Origin of the sequence: Spiroplasma endosymbiont of Labia minor (genome assembly GCF_964019845.1) — a bacterium.
GTDB lineage: Bacteria > Bacillota_I > Bacilli_A > Mycoplasmatales > Mycoplasmataceae.
Window position 1 is genome coordinate 798928 of sequence record NZ_OZ026465.1, and the last position, 14724, is coordinate 813651.

The window sequence follows — 14724 nt, forward strand, 5'->3', positions numbered from 1 at the left end:
CCTTTTCTATTTCAATTTTATAATTTTTATCATGAAGCTTTTGTTATTCCAGGAATTTGCCCTTTGTAAGCAAAGTCACGGAAACATAAACGGCATAAATTGAATTTGCGTAAAACTGAATGTGGTCTTCCACAATGTCCACATCTTGTGTATTCTCTAACAGTAAATTTTTGCTTTTTGATTTGTTTAACTTTTAATGCTTTTCTTGCCATAATTTCATTGAACCTCTTTCTTATTTTTCAAATGGTAAACCCATTTTTTGTAGTAATAAGAACCCATCATTATTAGTTTTTGCAGTTGTCACAAATGTGATGTCCATACCATTGACTTTTTGAACTTTATCATAATCTATTTCAGGAAAAATTATTTGCTCTTTAATTCCCAAAGTATAATTGCCTTGACCATCAAACGCATTTTTTGAGACACCTCTAAAATCACGCACACGAGGTAACGCTACATCTATTAAACGAACTAAAAAGTCATACATTTTTTGTCCTCTTAAAGTAACTTTAATACCAATAGGCATCCCTTCACGTAATTTAAAGACAGCCAAAGATTTTTTAGCTTTTGTAACTAATGGTTTTTGACCTGTCAATTGCATTAACTCATTTGCAGCATTATCTAATTTTTTAGAATCATGAACTGCATCTCCTATACCCATGTTTATAACAATTTTAGAAACCTTTGGCACTTCCATAATTGATTTATAACCATGTTCTTTAAATAATTCAGGAGCAATTTTGCTTTTATAGTTTTCTTGCAATTTATTTTTATATTCTTTTACTTTTGCCATAACTTAAACATTCCTCCTTATTATTTTAGTTTAGAATTGCTTCTTTTGGCAATTCTATGTTTTCCATCTGCAGTTATTGAATAACCAACACGGCTTGTTAAATCTTTATTTTTTGGATCAACAACAGCCACATTTGATATATGAATAGGTTTTGGAATTTCACGAATTCCACCTTCTGAATCAGATTGTGTTGGTTTAAAATGTTTAATTTGATTTAATCCTTCAATTTGTACGCGTGTTTTATCTTTTGAAACTTTAATTACTGGTCCTGAATGTCCTTTATTTGAACCTGAGATAACTTTAATAACGTCACCTTTTACAATACGTGATTTAATCATTTTATTGTCCCCCTCAAAATTAAAGTACTTCTGGAGCAAGAGATGCTATTTTTACAAAACCTGCATCTTTTACTTCACGAGCAATTGGCCCAAAAATACGCGTACCACGTGGCGATTTATCATCTTTGACAATCACAGCGGCATTTTCTGAAAATTTAATATAAGTTCCATCATTTCTTCTTAATTCACGGCATGTTCTTACAATTACCGCTTTAACAACTTGACCTTTTTTAATGGTTCCACCAGGAGTTGCAGATTTAACAGCTGCAACCACAATATCACCTATTCCTGTAAATTTACGTTTTGATCCACCCAAATTACGAATTACTGAAATTTCTTTAGCACCCGAATTATCTGCAACTTTTAAATACGACTCATTTTGTATCATACTATCTACTCCTGACTCTTATAAAACAGCTTTAGAAATAATTCTAACTAAGCGAAAATTCTTTGTGGCAGCTAGAGGTCTAGTTTCCATAATCTCTACTACATCACCAATTCGTGCTTCTTGATTTTCATCATGTGCTTTGTATTTTTTTGAATATTTAACACGTTTTTTATATGTTGGATGGTTTTTATAAGTTTCAACTAAAACTGTTATTGTTTTATCCATTTTGTCTGAAACTACACGTCCAGATAAAACACGTCTACTATTACGTTTTTCCATTATTTAGTCGCTCCTTTTTTTGTCGTTGTTGTTTTTGGTTTATTATTTGCATCACTTTTTGTAGAAGTAATTTTTTTAGAATTTTTGCTAATTCCAGCTTCTATTTGTTGTTTAGCGTCTGCAACATTAGATCCATATGTATAAGTTTTTGCATTTTCATCTTTTGTTTTTAAACGCAAATTAATTTCTTCAACATTTTCATGTTTAATTGCATCTCTATTAATTTTTTTTGCTGCATCCGCCGCTGCGGCTGCTGCTCTTGCTCTTGCATCGCCAACTCCAGTTCCAATAGCAACACCTCTATCAATTGATTTTGGTTCAGAAACAGTTTTTGTTGTTGGTTTTTTGACAACTGGTGTTTGAGTTTTTGTTTCTTTTACAGTTGGTTTTTTGACAACTGGTGTTTCAACCTCATTTTCTTGTTTAGAATCTAAAATTATTTCTGCATTTTCAGTTTCACCAGAAGCTGCTGCCATTGCTTTTGCAATCATATCTTCATCAATTGGTGAATCTAAACTTGAATTACCTGCTTGTGCTTTTTGCATTTCTTCAATTTGTTCACGTTGTTGTTTACGTATTTCTTTACCTGCTTTTTCAGCTTTTATAACTGCTTCTGCATAATCAGCTTTTATATTTTTGCTTGTTTTTTGACCATTACGTTTTAAATCAGATATTAACAATTCAATGCGAGCAATTTCACGACGTAATTCTGTAATACGATGTGTTTGACCCAAAGAACCAATAGCTGCTTGAAATCTTAATCCAAATAATTCAGCACGTCTATCTTCATCCATTTGAAATAATTCATCAATTGATTTTGTACGTAATTCCAACATTAAATCAGTATGTTTACTCATTAATTGTCACCTCTTTTAACAATTTTGCAACGCACTGGTAATTTATGCATAGCTAGGCGTAAAGCCTCTCTTGCAACTTCTTCAGAAACGCCAGCAACTTCAAACATAAAAGTTCCATCTTTTACAACTGCAACTCAGTCTTCAGGTGCTCCTTTACCAGATCCCATACGAACTTCTAAAGGTTTTTTTGTTTTTGCCATATGAGGAAAAATTCTAATTCAAACTTTTCCAAAACGTTTCATATGACGTGTCATAGCAATACGAGCTGCTTCAATTTGATGAGTAGTGATTCATGCACCCTCAAGAGATTTTAAACCATATTCTCCAAAGTTAATTTCACTAGCACCTTTGGCTTTTCCTTCATAACTAACGCGATGAGGGCGGCGATATTTAACTCGTTTTGGCATCAACATAATTATTCACCCTCCTTAACAGTAACTGTTTTTGTGGGTCTTTGATCATTTGTAGTCGTTCTAGGTTTGAATGATGAATTTTTACCATCAGCTGAATTTCTATTTGGTCGATCATTACGCGATACTGGTCCTGAATTTCTTAATTTTTCTGAATCTTCAGCTGTAAATACTTCACCATGATTAATTCAAACTTTAACACCTATTTGACCATAAGTTGTTTTTGCTTCATACAAAGCAAAATCAATATCGGCTCTCAAAGTTGATAATGGTACTGAACCTTCTAAATACCCTTCAGTACGTGCCATATCAACACCACCCAAGCGACCTGAAACAGATGTTTTAATACCTTTTGCACCTGAACGTAACGCTTTTCTAATTGCCAATTTTTGAACAGTTCTAAATGATGCACGATTTGAAATTTGTTCACCAATTCATTGCGCAACCAAAACTGCATCTTTATCTGGATTTTTTATTTCTATTACATTAATTTTGATATTTGCATTTTTATTTTTAATTATTTTTTTAATATTTAGTACTAAATTTGCAATATTTTTTCCTTCTTGCCCCAATACAATAGCAGGGCGAGCAGTACGAATAATGATTTTAATTTCTTTTTTGGTACGTTCAATTTCTATTTTACCAATTGCAGCATTTTTTAATGCTTTTAGTAAGTTAGCTCTAATTTTAATATCTTCATGTAATCACTTAACATATTCATTTTTTTCAGCGTATCATCTGTTATCTCATGTACGAATAACACCAATACGTAAAACATTTGGAGAAACTTTTTGTCCCATTTGATTTACCCGTCCTTTCCTATTTATCGTCGCTTACAATAATTGTAATATGGCTTGTGCGCTTTAGAATTTCATACGCACGTCCATGCGCTCTTGGTCTAAAACGTTTTAATGTTGGTCCTTCATTTACAAAGACTGTTTTAACATATAATTGGTCAGCTTCCATACCATTATTATTTACGGCATTAGCTATTGCTGAATTTAACAACTTAATAACTGGCTGCGATGCTCTTTTATCTTGATTTTGCAAAACAGATAGTGCCTCAGAAATTTTTTTATTTCGAATGGTATCCGCAACAAGACGAACTTTACGAGGCGCCAAACGAATCATTGTCAATTTTGCTTTTGCTTCCATAATTTGCTTAGTCCTTTATCTATTTTTTCTTTTTCTTGTCATCACCGTGTCCACCAAATTTACGTGTTGGTGAGAATTCGCCCAATTTATGGCCTACCATATCTTCTGTAACATATACAGGAATAAAAATTTTCCCGTTATGTACACCAAAAGTCTTACCGATAAAAGTAGGGAAAATAGTTGAACGACGTGATCACGTTTTAATCACTTCTTTATCTGCAGCTTTTTCTACTTTTTTCAATAAGTAATCATCTGCAAACGGTCCTTTTTTTAATGATCTTGACATATTTTTCCTTTTCTATTTACCGCGACGGCGGATGATTAATTTTGTAGATGCTTTTTTCTTATCTCTAGTTTTAACACCTAATGCTTTTTTACCTCAAGGAGTTAAAGGCGCTTTACGACCAATTGGCGCACGACCTTCTCCTCCACCATGAGGGTGATCATTTGGATTCATAACAGAACCACGAACAGTTGGTCTAATACCTTTTCATCTATTACGTCCTGCTTTACCTCAATTAATTAAATTGTATTCTTCGTTTCCGATTTCACCAATCGTTGCATAACATTCAGCTAAAACTTTTCTAACTTCACCTGAAGTCAAACGGATAGTGACATATTTACCATCATCATCTTTACCTAAAATTTGAGCAGATGAACCTGCGGCTCTTGCCATTTGTCCACCTTTACCTGGGCGCAATTCAATATTGTGTATCAATGTTCCTTCTGGAATATTTTTCAATGGTGCGGCATTACCCACTTTAATATCAGCATTTTCTGATGCAACGATTTCAGTACCAATTGACATTCCTTTTGCATTTAATATATAACGTTTTTCTCCATCTATATAATTCACTAATGAAATAAATGCATTACGATTTGGATCATATTCTATTGAAACCACTTTACCTAAAATATCACGTTTATTACGTTTAAAATCTATAATACGATATTTACGTTTGTGTCCTCCACCTTTATGACGTGTAGTTATATGACCATGATTATTTCTACCAGCTTTTTCGTTGATTGGTGCTAACAATGATGCTTCAGGTTTTGAAGTTGTTAGAATACTATAATCAAGAGTTGTCATATTTCTTCTACCGTTTGTCGTGGGGCGGTATTTTTTAATTGGCATAATTTTCCCCCTTATTTTTCGCCTAAATTAATTAATTATTATATTTTATTATTTTATAAATCATTCATTATACTTAATGATTCACCAGGTTTTAAAGTTATAATTGCTTTTTTTCTGTTATTTGTAACACCTTCGTAACGACCCATTTTTTTGGCTTTACCATCATAATTCATAGTTCGAACTGAATCTACTTTAACTTTAAAAATTTCTTCAAAAGTTTTTTTAATTTGTGTTTTATTTGAACGGCGATCTACCAAAAATGTATAAATACCATTAGAATGACCAATATAAGTTTTCTCAGATAAAACTGGTTTTTTAATAACTTCAGTGATATGCATTATGCGTAAACCTCCTCAACACGTTTAACAACTTCTTCTGTAATTATCAATTTAGTTGCATTCATAATGTCAAAAATATTTAATTTTTGCACATCAATAATTTTAATTTCTTGAATATTTCTACCTGATTTTTCAAGTGATTCTTCTGGTGTTTTTGTTACAATAAGTGTTTTTTGATTATCAATTTTTAAATCTGTTAATGATTTCAACATTGCTTTAGTTGATGGTGTTTCAAAATTAAATCCATCAATAATTATTAAGTTCAATTCTTTAATTTTTTCAGATAATACTGATTTAAAAGCTAATATTCTAACTTTTTTATTTACTGATTTTTTATAATTAATATTTGGTGTAGGTCCAAAAGCAATCCCTCCACCACGTCATTGTGGTGAGCGAATTGATCCTTGACGAGCACGCCCTGTTCCTTTTTGTTTTCAAGGTTTTCTTCCACCACCGCTTACTTCAGCACGAGTTTTAACTTTTTTAGTTCCTTGTCTTAAAGCTGCTTGTTGAGCTATAACTGTATCATAAATTGCTTGAGTATGTGGTTTAATGCTTCAGACTGAATCATTTAATTCAATATTTTTAATTTCTGAACCTTGCATATCTAATACTTTGTATTTCATATGTAAACTCCCTTTTAAGCTTCAGTTGCTTCTGCAACATTATCTTTTCTATTTAATAGTTTTACAGCTTCAACATTTTTTAATCCTTTGATATTTTCTTTAATAACAACAAAACCTTTTCTAGGTCCAGGGATTGATCCTTTAATCAAAATTAAATTACGCAATTCATTAATTTTTATAATTTCCAAATTTTGAATTGTAACTCTTTCAGCTCCCATATGTCCAGCCATTTTTTTAGTTTTAAAGATACGATTAATAATGGCTCCCATAGAACCAATTCCACGATGATAACCAGATCCATGTCCCATTGGCCCACGTTGATAATTATGTCGTTTAATTACACCTGCAAAACCTTTTCCTTTTGAAACACCAGTTACATCCACTAATTGGCCTTCTATAAATAAGTCAGACATTTTAATTACATCACCTATATTATATCCATCCATATTACGAATTTCTTTAACGAAGCGCTTAGGAGCAGAGTTAGCTTTTTTAAAGTGTCCCATATTTGGTTTATTAACCAAATTAACACGTTTGTCTTGCAAACCTAATTGTAAAGCTGTATAACCATCTTTTTCTTGTGTTTTAATTTGTAAAACACTATTTGGTAATACTTCAATAACTGTAACAGGTATTAATTCCCCTGTTGCAGAAAATATTTGTGTCATTTCAAGTTTACGACCTAAGATTCCTTTCATAATATCCCCCTATAAAATATTAATAATCACATGTATTTTGAAAATAAAAATTGTTTTTAAAGTTTTATTTCAATTTCCACACCTATTGGTAATTGAATTCTAGATAAATTATCAATGGTTTTTGGTGTGGTATCAACTAATTCTAATAAACGTTTATGTGTTCGCATTTCGAACTGTTCACGTGAATCTTTATGTTTATGCACAGAACGCAAGATGGTAATTACCTCACGATCAGTTGGCAAGGGAATTGGCCCCTTTATTTTAGCTCCCGTTGATTGAGCAGCTTCTACAATTTTAACAATTGATTGATCAACTAAAGCGTGATCATATCCTTTAAGTTTAATACGAACTTTTTGATTTGCCAAGATTACTAGTCCTCCTATATTTTTATAAACAAGTGTTCTTCTTTAAAGACAACGCTTTCCTGTGTGTTGTAAATACTCACACAAAATACACATGCGATTTAAATTATAAACCATTTTCATTTAATTTCAACAAATTTTTTTAAAAACAGATAATTTTTTACTATTTATCTATATTTTTTTTAATAATAAAATATAAGATAGATGAATTGTAAATTATTAGAAAATAACCAATATTTAAGCAATGTAGGGCAACAATCACATGCATTCTAAAAATGTTATAATACAAATGAGGTGAACATAAATGTCAGAAAAAGTTTATCAATTAACATCAAATCAATTTGGTAATGTAGAATTTTCAAACGAAGAAAAATGATATCTAATTCATGTTTGTTATCCAGAGTTTGGTTTAAAGACTCAAAACTTATTCAATAATTTAATATCAGCAGAAAACTATTTTACAAATTTATTTAGTAAACAAATTTTACCTGTACTTAAATCATCTAGCCAAAAGAGTATTTTATTTTTAAATGAACTTTTTCATCACTTAGCAATTAGTTATAAAAAAGACTACGAGGAATTGGCAACCCAATTATATGCAAATAAGCTGTCAATTACATTTCAAAATAATTCTATAGAAGATTTTATAAAAAACGATTACGAGCTATGTTCAATAGGAATAAGCAGAATAGCGATAAAAAATAATGGTCGTTTCTCATTTAGGGGCTTTCACATTTCAATAAAACCACTAAATAAAATATTAGTAATAGATTTTTGAAACAAAATTAAAAAGAATCAATTAAATAAAAATGCGTTTTAACTAAAACGCATTTTTATTATAAATAATTAAAAAATTATTACTCTAATCTCTGACCACAATATTCACAAATTGTAATTCCATTTGGCAAAATCTTTCTTATGTGAGAATGCTGATTTGCATCTCTCATTGGTTGTGGAGAATTGTAAACATAACTTTTTAATTTACTATTTCTAGAAGCTTTGTCTAAAAATACTTCCGCATTCATTATACCTACTCGATTTGAAATTTCTTTTAATCTTTCTTCTATAGATAATTGTCTTTTTGATAAAACATCTTCATATCTTTCTTTCATTATTGATAACATTATTTGTTCAAGTCTATTTATTTTATCACTCAATAATTTATTTGTGTTATTTTCTGTTTGAATGTGTTTATTAATATTATTTATTTCATCTGCCAATAAATTTTGTCCACGTTTTTGATTTGAAAAACTATTTATTTCATTTACTTTTTTTACATTATTAAATTTATCTTTTTTATTTATTTCATTTTGTTTTAATTGTTTATTTATTTTTTTGTTTTTTCTTAAATTCCTTAAATAATCTTTATTTTTTTTATTTGTTTCACTCATAACTGGTGATGAAGACAAGTTTGGTTGCTTAAATTGCGAAAAATCTGTTACAACTGTTGGTTCATCGTGTTGAGAAATTTTAACTTGTTCTGTAATTGGAATTGATGATAAAGATGATTGTTGTAGTTCAATATTCGAAGACGAAAAACTATTATCTACTATTGGTTCATATTGCGAATTAACCATTTGATCTTCTGACATTAGTGATTGTTGTGGTTGATATTGAGTGAAATTATTATTTGTCATTAAATCAGGTTGTGAAATAATCATTTGATCAGTAATTGGAATTGATGATAAAGATGATTGTTGTAGTTCAATATTCGAAGACGAAAAACTATTATCTACTATTGGTTCATAATATTGCGAATTAATCATTTGATCTTCTGACGTTAGTGATTCTGGTGATTGTTGTGGTTGATATTGATAGAAATTATTATTTTCAATCGTTTCCTGGTTTAGTTGATTTGATTCAGTTAAATTATTATTTAAATTATCGATTTCAGAAAAAGAATTTTTAGTATGTTGTTCTTCAGGAAAATTTTGCAATTGTGGAATCTCTTCTAAATCATCCATGTCATTATTGTTTATTGCTTTTTCATCACTCATTGTGGCATCTAATTTATTTGTGGCTTTTACTTTTTTGTTTTTTTGTTTTTTTGTTTTTGCCATTTTAACTTTAATTCTTTTTTTAAACATAGGCACTATGGCAAAAACAATTGAAAACAACCCACTAGAATAAATAACCGGCCCAAGATATAAAAATAAAAATAAATAATTTGTGCTTTTTGGATTAACCATTGAAACAATATAGTGATTTCCATTATTACTTACAATTATTTGAAATGGATTTATAACATCAACTTTTGATTCTGATCATTTTATTATTTGGTCATCGTTTAAATCAAATGGACCTCATTGATATAAAATAGAAGATGATAGATCACCTAAATTATTTGAAACATTACTTTCCATTAAATAAAATCATTTAAAAACATAAAAAGCAGAGCCAATAACTAATAAAGATATAGTAATTTGTAATGAAGAAATAACTAATTGTTTTTTATTTTTTTGTTTTGATGCAATCGCTAATGAAATAGATTCAAAAATAATTGATAAAACAGACAAAACAAAAATAGAATTAATTAATATATATAACGGACTAATTAGAAGTCCTATTTGAGTTGAAGAGATATTAAGTATATTAGTTACAAATCAAATGTTAGATGCAGCTGGAGATTTTGCTAAACCATTCATTATGCCATCTGAAGAATCGATCGTATAAACCAAAGATGCTTCATAAACAATAAAGCAATAAACTCCGGCAGCCAGCAAAGAAAAAATTACAGAAAAACAATGCATTGCCAACATTGTTTTAGTTTTTTTTTGTTTATTATTGTTTAGAATCATATCTGGTTGCATAAAATCACCACTTTAAACATATTTCACTAAGATTATATCATATATTGAACATTTAAGCAATTATTATATATCTACTAAGGCAAAAAATCAATATTTAATTAAATTTTTTGCCACAATATTCACATATTAAAATTCCATTTCCTAAAACTTTTAAGGAATGCGAATTATCATTTAGTGTATTTCTATTTTTATTTATTGAGGGAACTCCATTATATGAAAAACCTTTACTTAGTCTAATCGCCATGTCATCTGATTTTTCAGTTTTACCAGATGTATTAAATTCTATAAATCTAATTTCGTCACTTAAATAAGATAATTTTTTTTGTAATTCTTTCATACCATCATTAAAATTTTTTAATTTAGCATTTTTATGATAGTTTTTTAGCATCAAAGCTTTTTCAACATTTTTTTCAATATTTGCTAATTTGTCCATCAAAGAATAATTGTTTGAAACATCATCTAATTTAATTTCTGAATTTAAATTTTGACTTAATAATTCAGATGGTAAATTATTTTCAAGAGGAATTCCACCATTAATTCGCATTTCCAAGTCTATTAATTCATTCGCATTTACAAAAGTATTTTTAACATTTAAATTGGTTTTTTGAGTCTTATTTAAAAAACTTTCTTGTTTATGATCATTATTTTGCGCTTTATTATCTCTGTAATCCATTAAATATACCCTCTTTCAAAATTTGATATTTGCATAAATTTAATTTCTATAGATAAATAAGTAATTTTTTTATTTATTGTATTCATTTAGTTAATTATATCACAGATTTATTGACTTTTAATGGAGCTACTTAAAATTTTTAAATAAAATAGACTCCTTATTATAAATAAGAAGTCTATTTTATAAAAATTATGTTTTTATATTATTATTCCTTGCGCAAAAGTATCATTTCCCCCACCTTTTACGTTTGGCATTTTATTGAATTCTTTAATTGCTGATATATTTTTTAAATTGTTTCCGACAGCAACAACTATTAATTTTTTTTCCGTATTTGTTATTATTATTAGAACATCATTATGTTTGTTTCTAATTTTATCTGCCAATAATTTTAATTCAATGATATCCAAATTTGTTTCTAATTTAATCATATTTGTACCCGTTGAATTTTTGACAACATCAAAATTATTAAATTTATCAATTTTTTGATTTGCAATAATATTTTTAACTTGTTTTTCAAATAATTTATAACTAGAGTTTAATTTTTCTAATAAAATTAATAACAAATTCATATTATTTTTAACAACATCTAAATTAATTATTTTTTTGTATTCTGATTCTATTTCTTCATTAATTTGATATTCCTTAAATTTATTGTATTTTGACATGACATTAGATGCAATTTCCATTTTGTTATCAAAAAATTCAGTTACATAATTTAGAATTGCTTGTGTTGATGTTAATGCATGAACACGAAATATTCCAGAACCTTTAGATTCTATTCCTGTAATCATTAATTCTTCTATGTCTGCTGTATTTAAAACATGAGTCCCACCACAAAGTTCACATGAAAATTCACCAAAACGAACTATTCTGACTATATCGTCATATTTATCTGTAAAAAATGCTAATGCTTTATATTTATTTACAGCATCATCCATAGATGTAAAATAAATTTCTCTTGGAACAGCTTTAGTTATTTCTCTGATAACAACATTTTCAATTAACTTAATTTTCTCATTTGTTATATTTCTTTCAAAATTAAAATCCATTCTTAATCCATTTTCATCATTATATGATCCTGATTGCATAACTGAATTTCCTAAAACTTCTCTTAATGCAGCATGCAATAAATGTGTTCCAGAGTGATTTTTCATTGTATAAAAACGCTTTTCAAAATTGACAATTGCATCAACAATATCATTTTTTGATAATTTTGTGCCAGTTAAAATTACATGATGAATATTTTGATGATTTGGTCCTTCTTGAACATCTATTACTTTAAAGGTTACGCCATCTTTATTAACTAAAATACCGTTATCTGCTGCTTGACCACCTTTCTCTGCATAGAATGGAGTTTTATCAAGAATTAGAAAAACTTCCCCATCGCTTACTTCTGTGACTTCTTTACCATCTGAAAACATAAACACTATTTTTGAATTTTTGTGTTCTTCTTCCTCTCAACCTGTAAAAATTGATGGAACAGTTAGTTTAGTAAAAAGTTCATTTTGTTTTGATCAAGCTTTAATATTTTTTCTAGACAATCTGGATAACTCTCGATTTTTTTCAAGCAATTTGTAAAATTCTTGTTTGTCTACAATAATATTTTTCTCGTTGCATATTTCAATGGTTAATTCAATTGGAAATCCATACGATTCAAAAAGTAATAAAGCTGTATTCCCAGAAATATATTTAAATTTATTGATTGTTGCATTTAGTAGATCTAAACCTTTTGATAAAGTTTTAGCAAATTTAATTTCTTCCTCCTTGATTGCTTGTTTAATTATGTCAATCTTTGGAATTATATATGAATAAAATTCAGACATTGCCTCAACTACTTTATTTACCAATTTATATAAAAAAGGTTCTTCTATCCCTAATTTTCTTCCATAAATAGACGAACGTCTTATTAATCTACGTATTATATATCCTCTTTCTTTATTACCTGGAAAAACACCATCTGCTATTGCAAAAGTAACAGCTCTAACATGATCTGCTATTACTTTAAAAGCTGTATTTAAAATAGTTTGTTCAAAATTTGGTTTGAAATAATTTTCTATTGAATATTTAGCTCCATTTGTAGCCATTTTTTCTAGTTCCATAATTATTGGGAAAAAAAGATCTGTCTCAAAATTGGTTGGCGTATCTTGAAAAATAGATGTTATTCTTTCCAATCCTGCACCAGTATCTATATTTTTACGTGGTAATTCTTCATAATTATCATGTCCATCATTATTAAATTGAGAAAAAACTATATTTCAAATTTCAATATACCTATCATTTTCAATATCTTTACTTAATAAATCTGTTCCAATTTTTTTTTCATCTCATTTTTCTCCACGATCAAAAAATATCTCAGTATTTGGTCCACATGGACCTTGACCGACATCTCAAAAATTTGTATCTCTAGTGCCCTTAAAAATATGACTTGCTTCTATTCCTATTTCTTTTGTTCAAATATCATATGCAATTTGATCTTCTTCAAAAACAGTTATATATAATTTTTCTTTATCAATTGCAAATCATTCACTTGAGGTTAACAATTCTCATGCAAAATGAATAGCTTCTTTTTTAAAATAATCCCCAATTGAAAAATTACCAAGCATTTCAAACATTGTTTGATGACGTGCTGTAATTCCAACATTTTCTATATCATTTGTTCTAATTGATTTTTGTGAATTTGTAAGCCTCTTTGATGGAGGTGTCCTTCTTCCATCAAAATAAGGCTTCAATGTTGCTACACCTGAATTTATTCACAATAATGAAGGATCATCTACAGGAATTAGTGATACCGGTGGAATAAAATGATGTTGTTTTGAAATAAAAAAATCTATTCACATTTTCCTAATTTCATTTGATTTCATACTTTTCATAATTTTTTCTCCTAAATTAAACATTCCTATTGTAGCACATATAATTTTAAAAAATTTACACCCCAATAAAAATAAGGATACAATGATTAGGTCAAAGCACAAGGAGTTGGTAAAAATGAAATTAGATAGAAAAGTAAAAAAACGTTTAATATTAGTTGATTTAGACGGCACAGTACTAGATGAATCTGGAACAAAAATTCACCCAATTACAAGGGATGCCTTAATAAAAGCGCAAAAAGACGGCCATAATGTTTGTATAATAACAGGTAGACCTCACAGAGCTTCAAAAAGATTTTATAGCGAATTAGAATTAGATACTCTTTTAACTAATTTTGATGGTGCTCATATCCACGATCCAAAAAAAAGAAAATTTAAACGTATAATTCTTCCCATTTCAGAAGAAATAACTAAAGAAATAATTAATAATAAAATAATTAAAGAAAACACAGAAACTATTTTATTAGAATATGTAACAAAAGCTATCGCATCGCAGAATGACCAATCATTAGAAACATTTTTTCATTTGGATGATGTTGAAGGAGATGAATATTTTGTTGATGAAGTTAATAAATGAGACGGACCCTCAACAAATATTGTTCTAAAATTGAAGTCACAAAATGCATTAGATCATGTGTTAAGATCGCTTGAAGAATATCACAACACAATAAAAATTCAAACAGGCAGAGTTTATGGACAGTTAAAACAAAGTGGAGATTTACCAATGATTTCGCTTACTAATAAATTAGCAACTAAAGCTTATTCTGCTGAAATACTGGCACAATATTATAATTGTGATATGCGAGATGTTATTGCTTTTGGAGATCAAATGAATGATTTTCAAATGTTAAAAGCAGTAGGATATGGAATCGCAATGAAAAATGGGAATCCAGATTTAAAAAATATAGCTACAGGAATAACTTTTTTAACAAATGATGAAGGTGGAGTTGGTGATTATCTAACAAAACTTTTGAATGGAGAAAATGTATAAATAA

Annotated in this window: 19 protein-coding genes and 1 pseudogene; 2 read left to right on the top strand and 18 right to left on the bottom strand. The window is 28.7% G+C overall.

All coding sequences use genetic code 4. The annotated features are described in order from the left end of the window. Positions 1-26 precede the first annotated feature (26 nt). From AACK85_RS04025 to rpsJ, 15 genes and pseudogenes are all read right to left on the bottom strand, one after another. On the bottom strand, positions 27-212 hold the full coding sequence (locus AACK85_RS04025; protein WP_338969480.1) for a type Z 30S ribosomal protein S14: 186 nt from the start codon (positions 210-212) through the stop codon (positions 27-29). 20 nt (positions 213-232) lie between these two features. Continuing rightward, positions 233-793, bottom strand: coding sequence for a 50S ribosomal protein L5 (rplE, locus tag AACK85_RS04030; RefSeq protein ID WP_338969481.1), 561 nt, complete (start codon positions 791-793; stop codon positions 233-235). A 20-nt stretch (positions 794-813) separates the two neighbouring features. Next, complete coding sequence (gene rplX, locus AACK85_RS04035) at positions 814-1131, bottom strand: 50S ribosomal protein L24 (RefSeq protein WP_338969482.1); 318 nt, start codon at positions 1129-1131, stop codon at positions 814-816. Positions 1132-1150: 19 nt separating this feature from the next. Further along, positions 1151-1519, bottom strand: a complete 369-nt coding sequence (gene rplN / locus AACK85_RS04040) for a 50S ribosomal protein L14 (RefSeq protein WP_338969483.1) — start codon at positions 1517-1519, stop codon at positions 1151-1153. 18 nt (positions 1520-1537) lie between these two features. Then, a complete protein-coding gene (gene rpsQ / locus AACK85_RS04045; protein WP_338969484.1) occupies positions 1538-1798 on the bottom strand; it encodes a 30S ribosomal protein S17 in 261 nt (86 codons plus the stop codon). A 452-nt stretch (positions 1799-2250) separates the two neighbouring features. Beyond that, a pseudogene (gene rpmC / locus AACK85_RS05015) lies at positions 2251-2634 on the bottom strand (50S ribosomal protein L29); the annotation flags it as partial. Positions 2635-2654: 20 nt separating this feature from the next. After that, positions 2655-3068 carry a 50S ribosomal protein L16 gene (gene rplP / locus AACK85_RS04055; RefSeq protein ID WP_338969486.1) on the bottom strand — a complete coding sequence of 138 codons (414 nt, stop codon included), beginning with the start codon at positions 3066-3068 and terminating at the stop codon, positions 2655-2657. Between the two features lie 2 nt (positions 3069-3070). Beyond that, on the bottom strand, positions 3071-3865 hold the full coding sequence (gene rpsC / locus AACK85_RS04060; protein ID WP_338969489.1) for a 30S ribosomal protein S3: 795 nt from the start codon (positions 3863-3865) through the stop codon (positions 3071-3073). A 19-nt stretch (positions 3866-3884) separates the two neighbouring features. Next, a complete protein-coding gene (gene rplV / locus AACK85_RS04065; protein WP_338969491.1) occupies positions 3885-4220 on the bottom strand; it encodes a 50S ribosomal protein L22 in 336 nt (111 codons plus the stop codon). Between the two features lie 19 nt (positions 4221-4239). Continuing rightward, entirely contained in the window at positions 4240-4506 is a 267-nt protein-coding gene (gene rpsS, locus AACK85_RS04070) for a 30S ribosomal protein S19 (RefSeq protein WP_338969493.1), read from the bottom strand. A gap of 12 nt (positions 4507-4518) precedes the next feature. Beyond that, positions 4519-5355 (bottom strand): 50S ribosomal protein L2, encoded by an 837-nt coding sequence (gene rplB, locus AACK85_RS04075; protein WP_338969495.1) that lies wholly within the window; start codon positions 5353-5355, stop codon positions 4519-4521. A 53-nt stretch (positions 5356-5408) separates the two neighbouring features. Continuing rightward, positions 5409-5693, bottom strand: coding sequence for a 50S ribosomal protein L23 (gene rplW / locus AACK85_RS04080; protein WP_338969497.1), 285 nt, complete (start codon positions 5691-5693; stop codon positions 5409-5411). Next, positions 5693-6319 (bottom strand): 50S ribosomal protein L4, encoded by a 627-nt coding sequence (rplD, locus tag AACK85_RS04085; RefSeq protein ID WP_338969499.1) that lies wholly within the window; start codon positions 6317-6319, stop codon positions 5693-5695. The genes rplW and rplD overlap by 1 nt, the downstream gene beginning before the upstream one ends. A gap of 14 nt (positions 6320-6333) precedes the next feature. Further along, the gene (gene rplC / locus AACK85_RS04090; RefSeq protein ID WP_338969500.1) at positions 6334-7017 is read right to left on the bottom strand and encodes a 50S ribosomal protein L3; all 684 of its coding nucleotides are present in this window, start codon (positions 7015-7017) and stop codon (positions 6334-6336) included. Between the two features lie 56 nt (positions 7018-7073). Beyond that, entirely contained in the window at positions 7074-7382 is a 309-nt protein-coding gene (rpsJ, locus tag AACK85_RS04095) for a 30S ribosomal protein S10 (protein ID WP_338969502.1), read from the bottom strand. Between the two features lie 301 nt (positions 7383-7683). Between rpsJ and AACK85_RS04100 the strand changes: the two genes are divergently transcribed. Next, on the top strand, positions 7684-8199 hold the full coding sequence (locus tag AACK85_RS04100; RefSeq protein WP_338969504.1) for a hypothetical protein: 516 nt from the start codon (positions 7684-7686) through the stop codon (positions 8197-8199). A gap of 37 nt (positions 8200-8236) precedes the next feature. Here AACK85_RS04100 and AACK85_RS04105 read toward each other — a convergent pair whose 3' ends face one another. From AACK85_RS04105 to alaS, 3 genes are all read right to left on the bottom strand, one after another. After that, entirely contained in the window at positions 8237-10189 is a 1953-nt protein-coding gene (locus AACK85_RS04105; RefSeq protein ID WP_338969506.1) for a hypothetical protein, read from the bottom strand. Positions 10190-10283: 94 nt separating this feature from the next. Then, the gene (locus AACK85_RS04110; protein WP_338969508.1) at positions 10284-10862 is read right to left on the bottom strand and encodes a hypothetical protein; all 579 of its coding nucleotides are present in this window, start codon (positions 10860-10862) and stop codon (positions 10284-10286) included. A gap of 197 nt (positions 10863-11059) precedes the next feature. Further along, entirely contained in the window at positions 11060-13732 is a 2673-nt protein-coding gene (alaS, locus tag AACK85_RS04115; RefSeq protein ID WP_338969510.1) for an alanine--tRNA ligase, read from the bottom strand. 115 nt (positions 13733-13847) lie between these two features. Between alaS and AACK85_RS04120 the strand changes: the two genes are divergently transcribed. After that, complete coding sequence (locus AACK85_RS04120; RefSeq protein ID WP_338969511.1) at positions 13848-14720, top strand: Cof-type HAD-IIB family hydrolase; 873 nt, start codon at positions 13848-13850, stop codon at positions 14718-14720. The last annotated feature ends 4 nt before the right edge of the window (positions 14721-14724 follow it).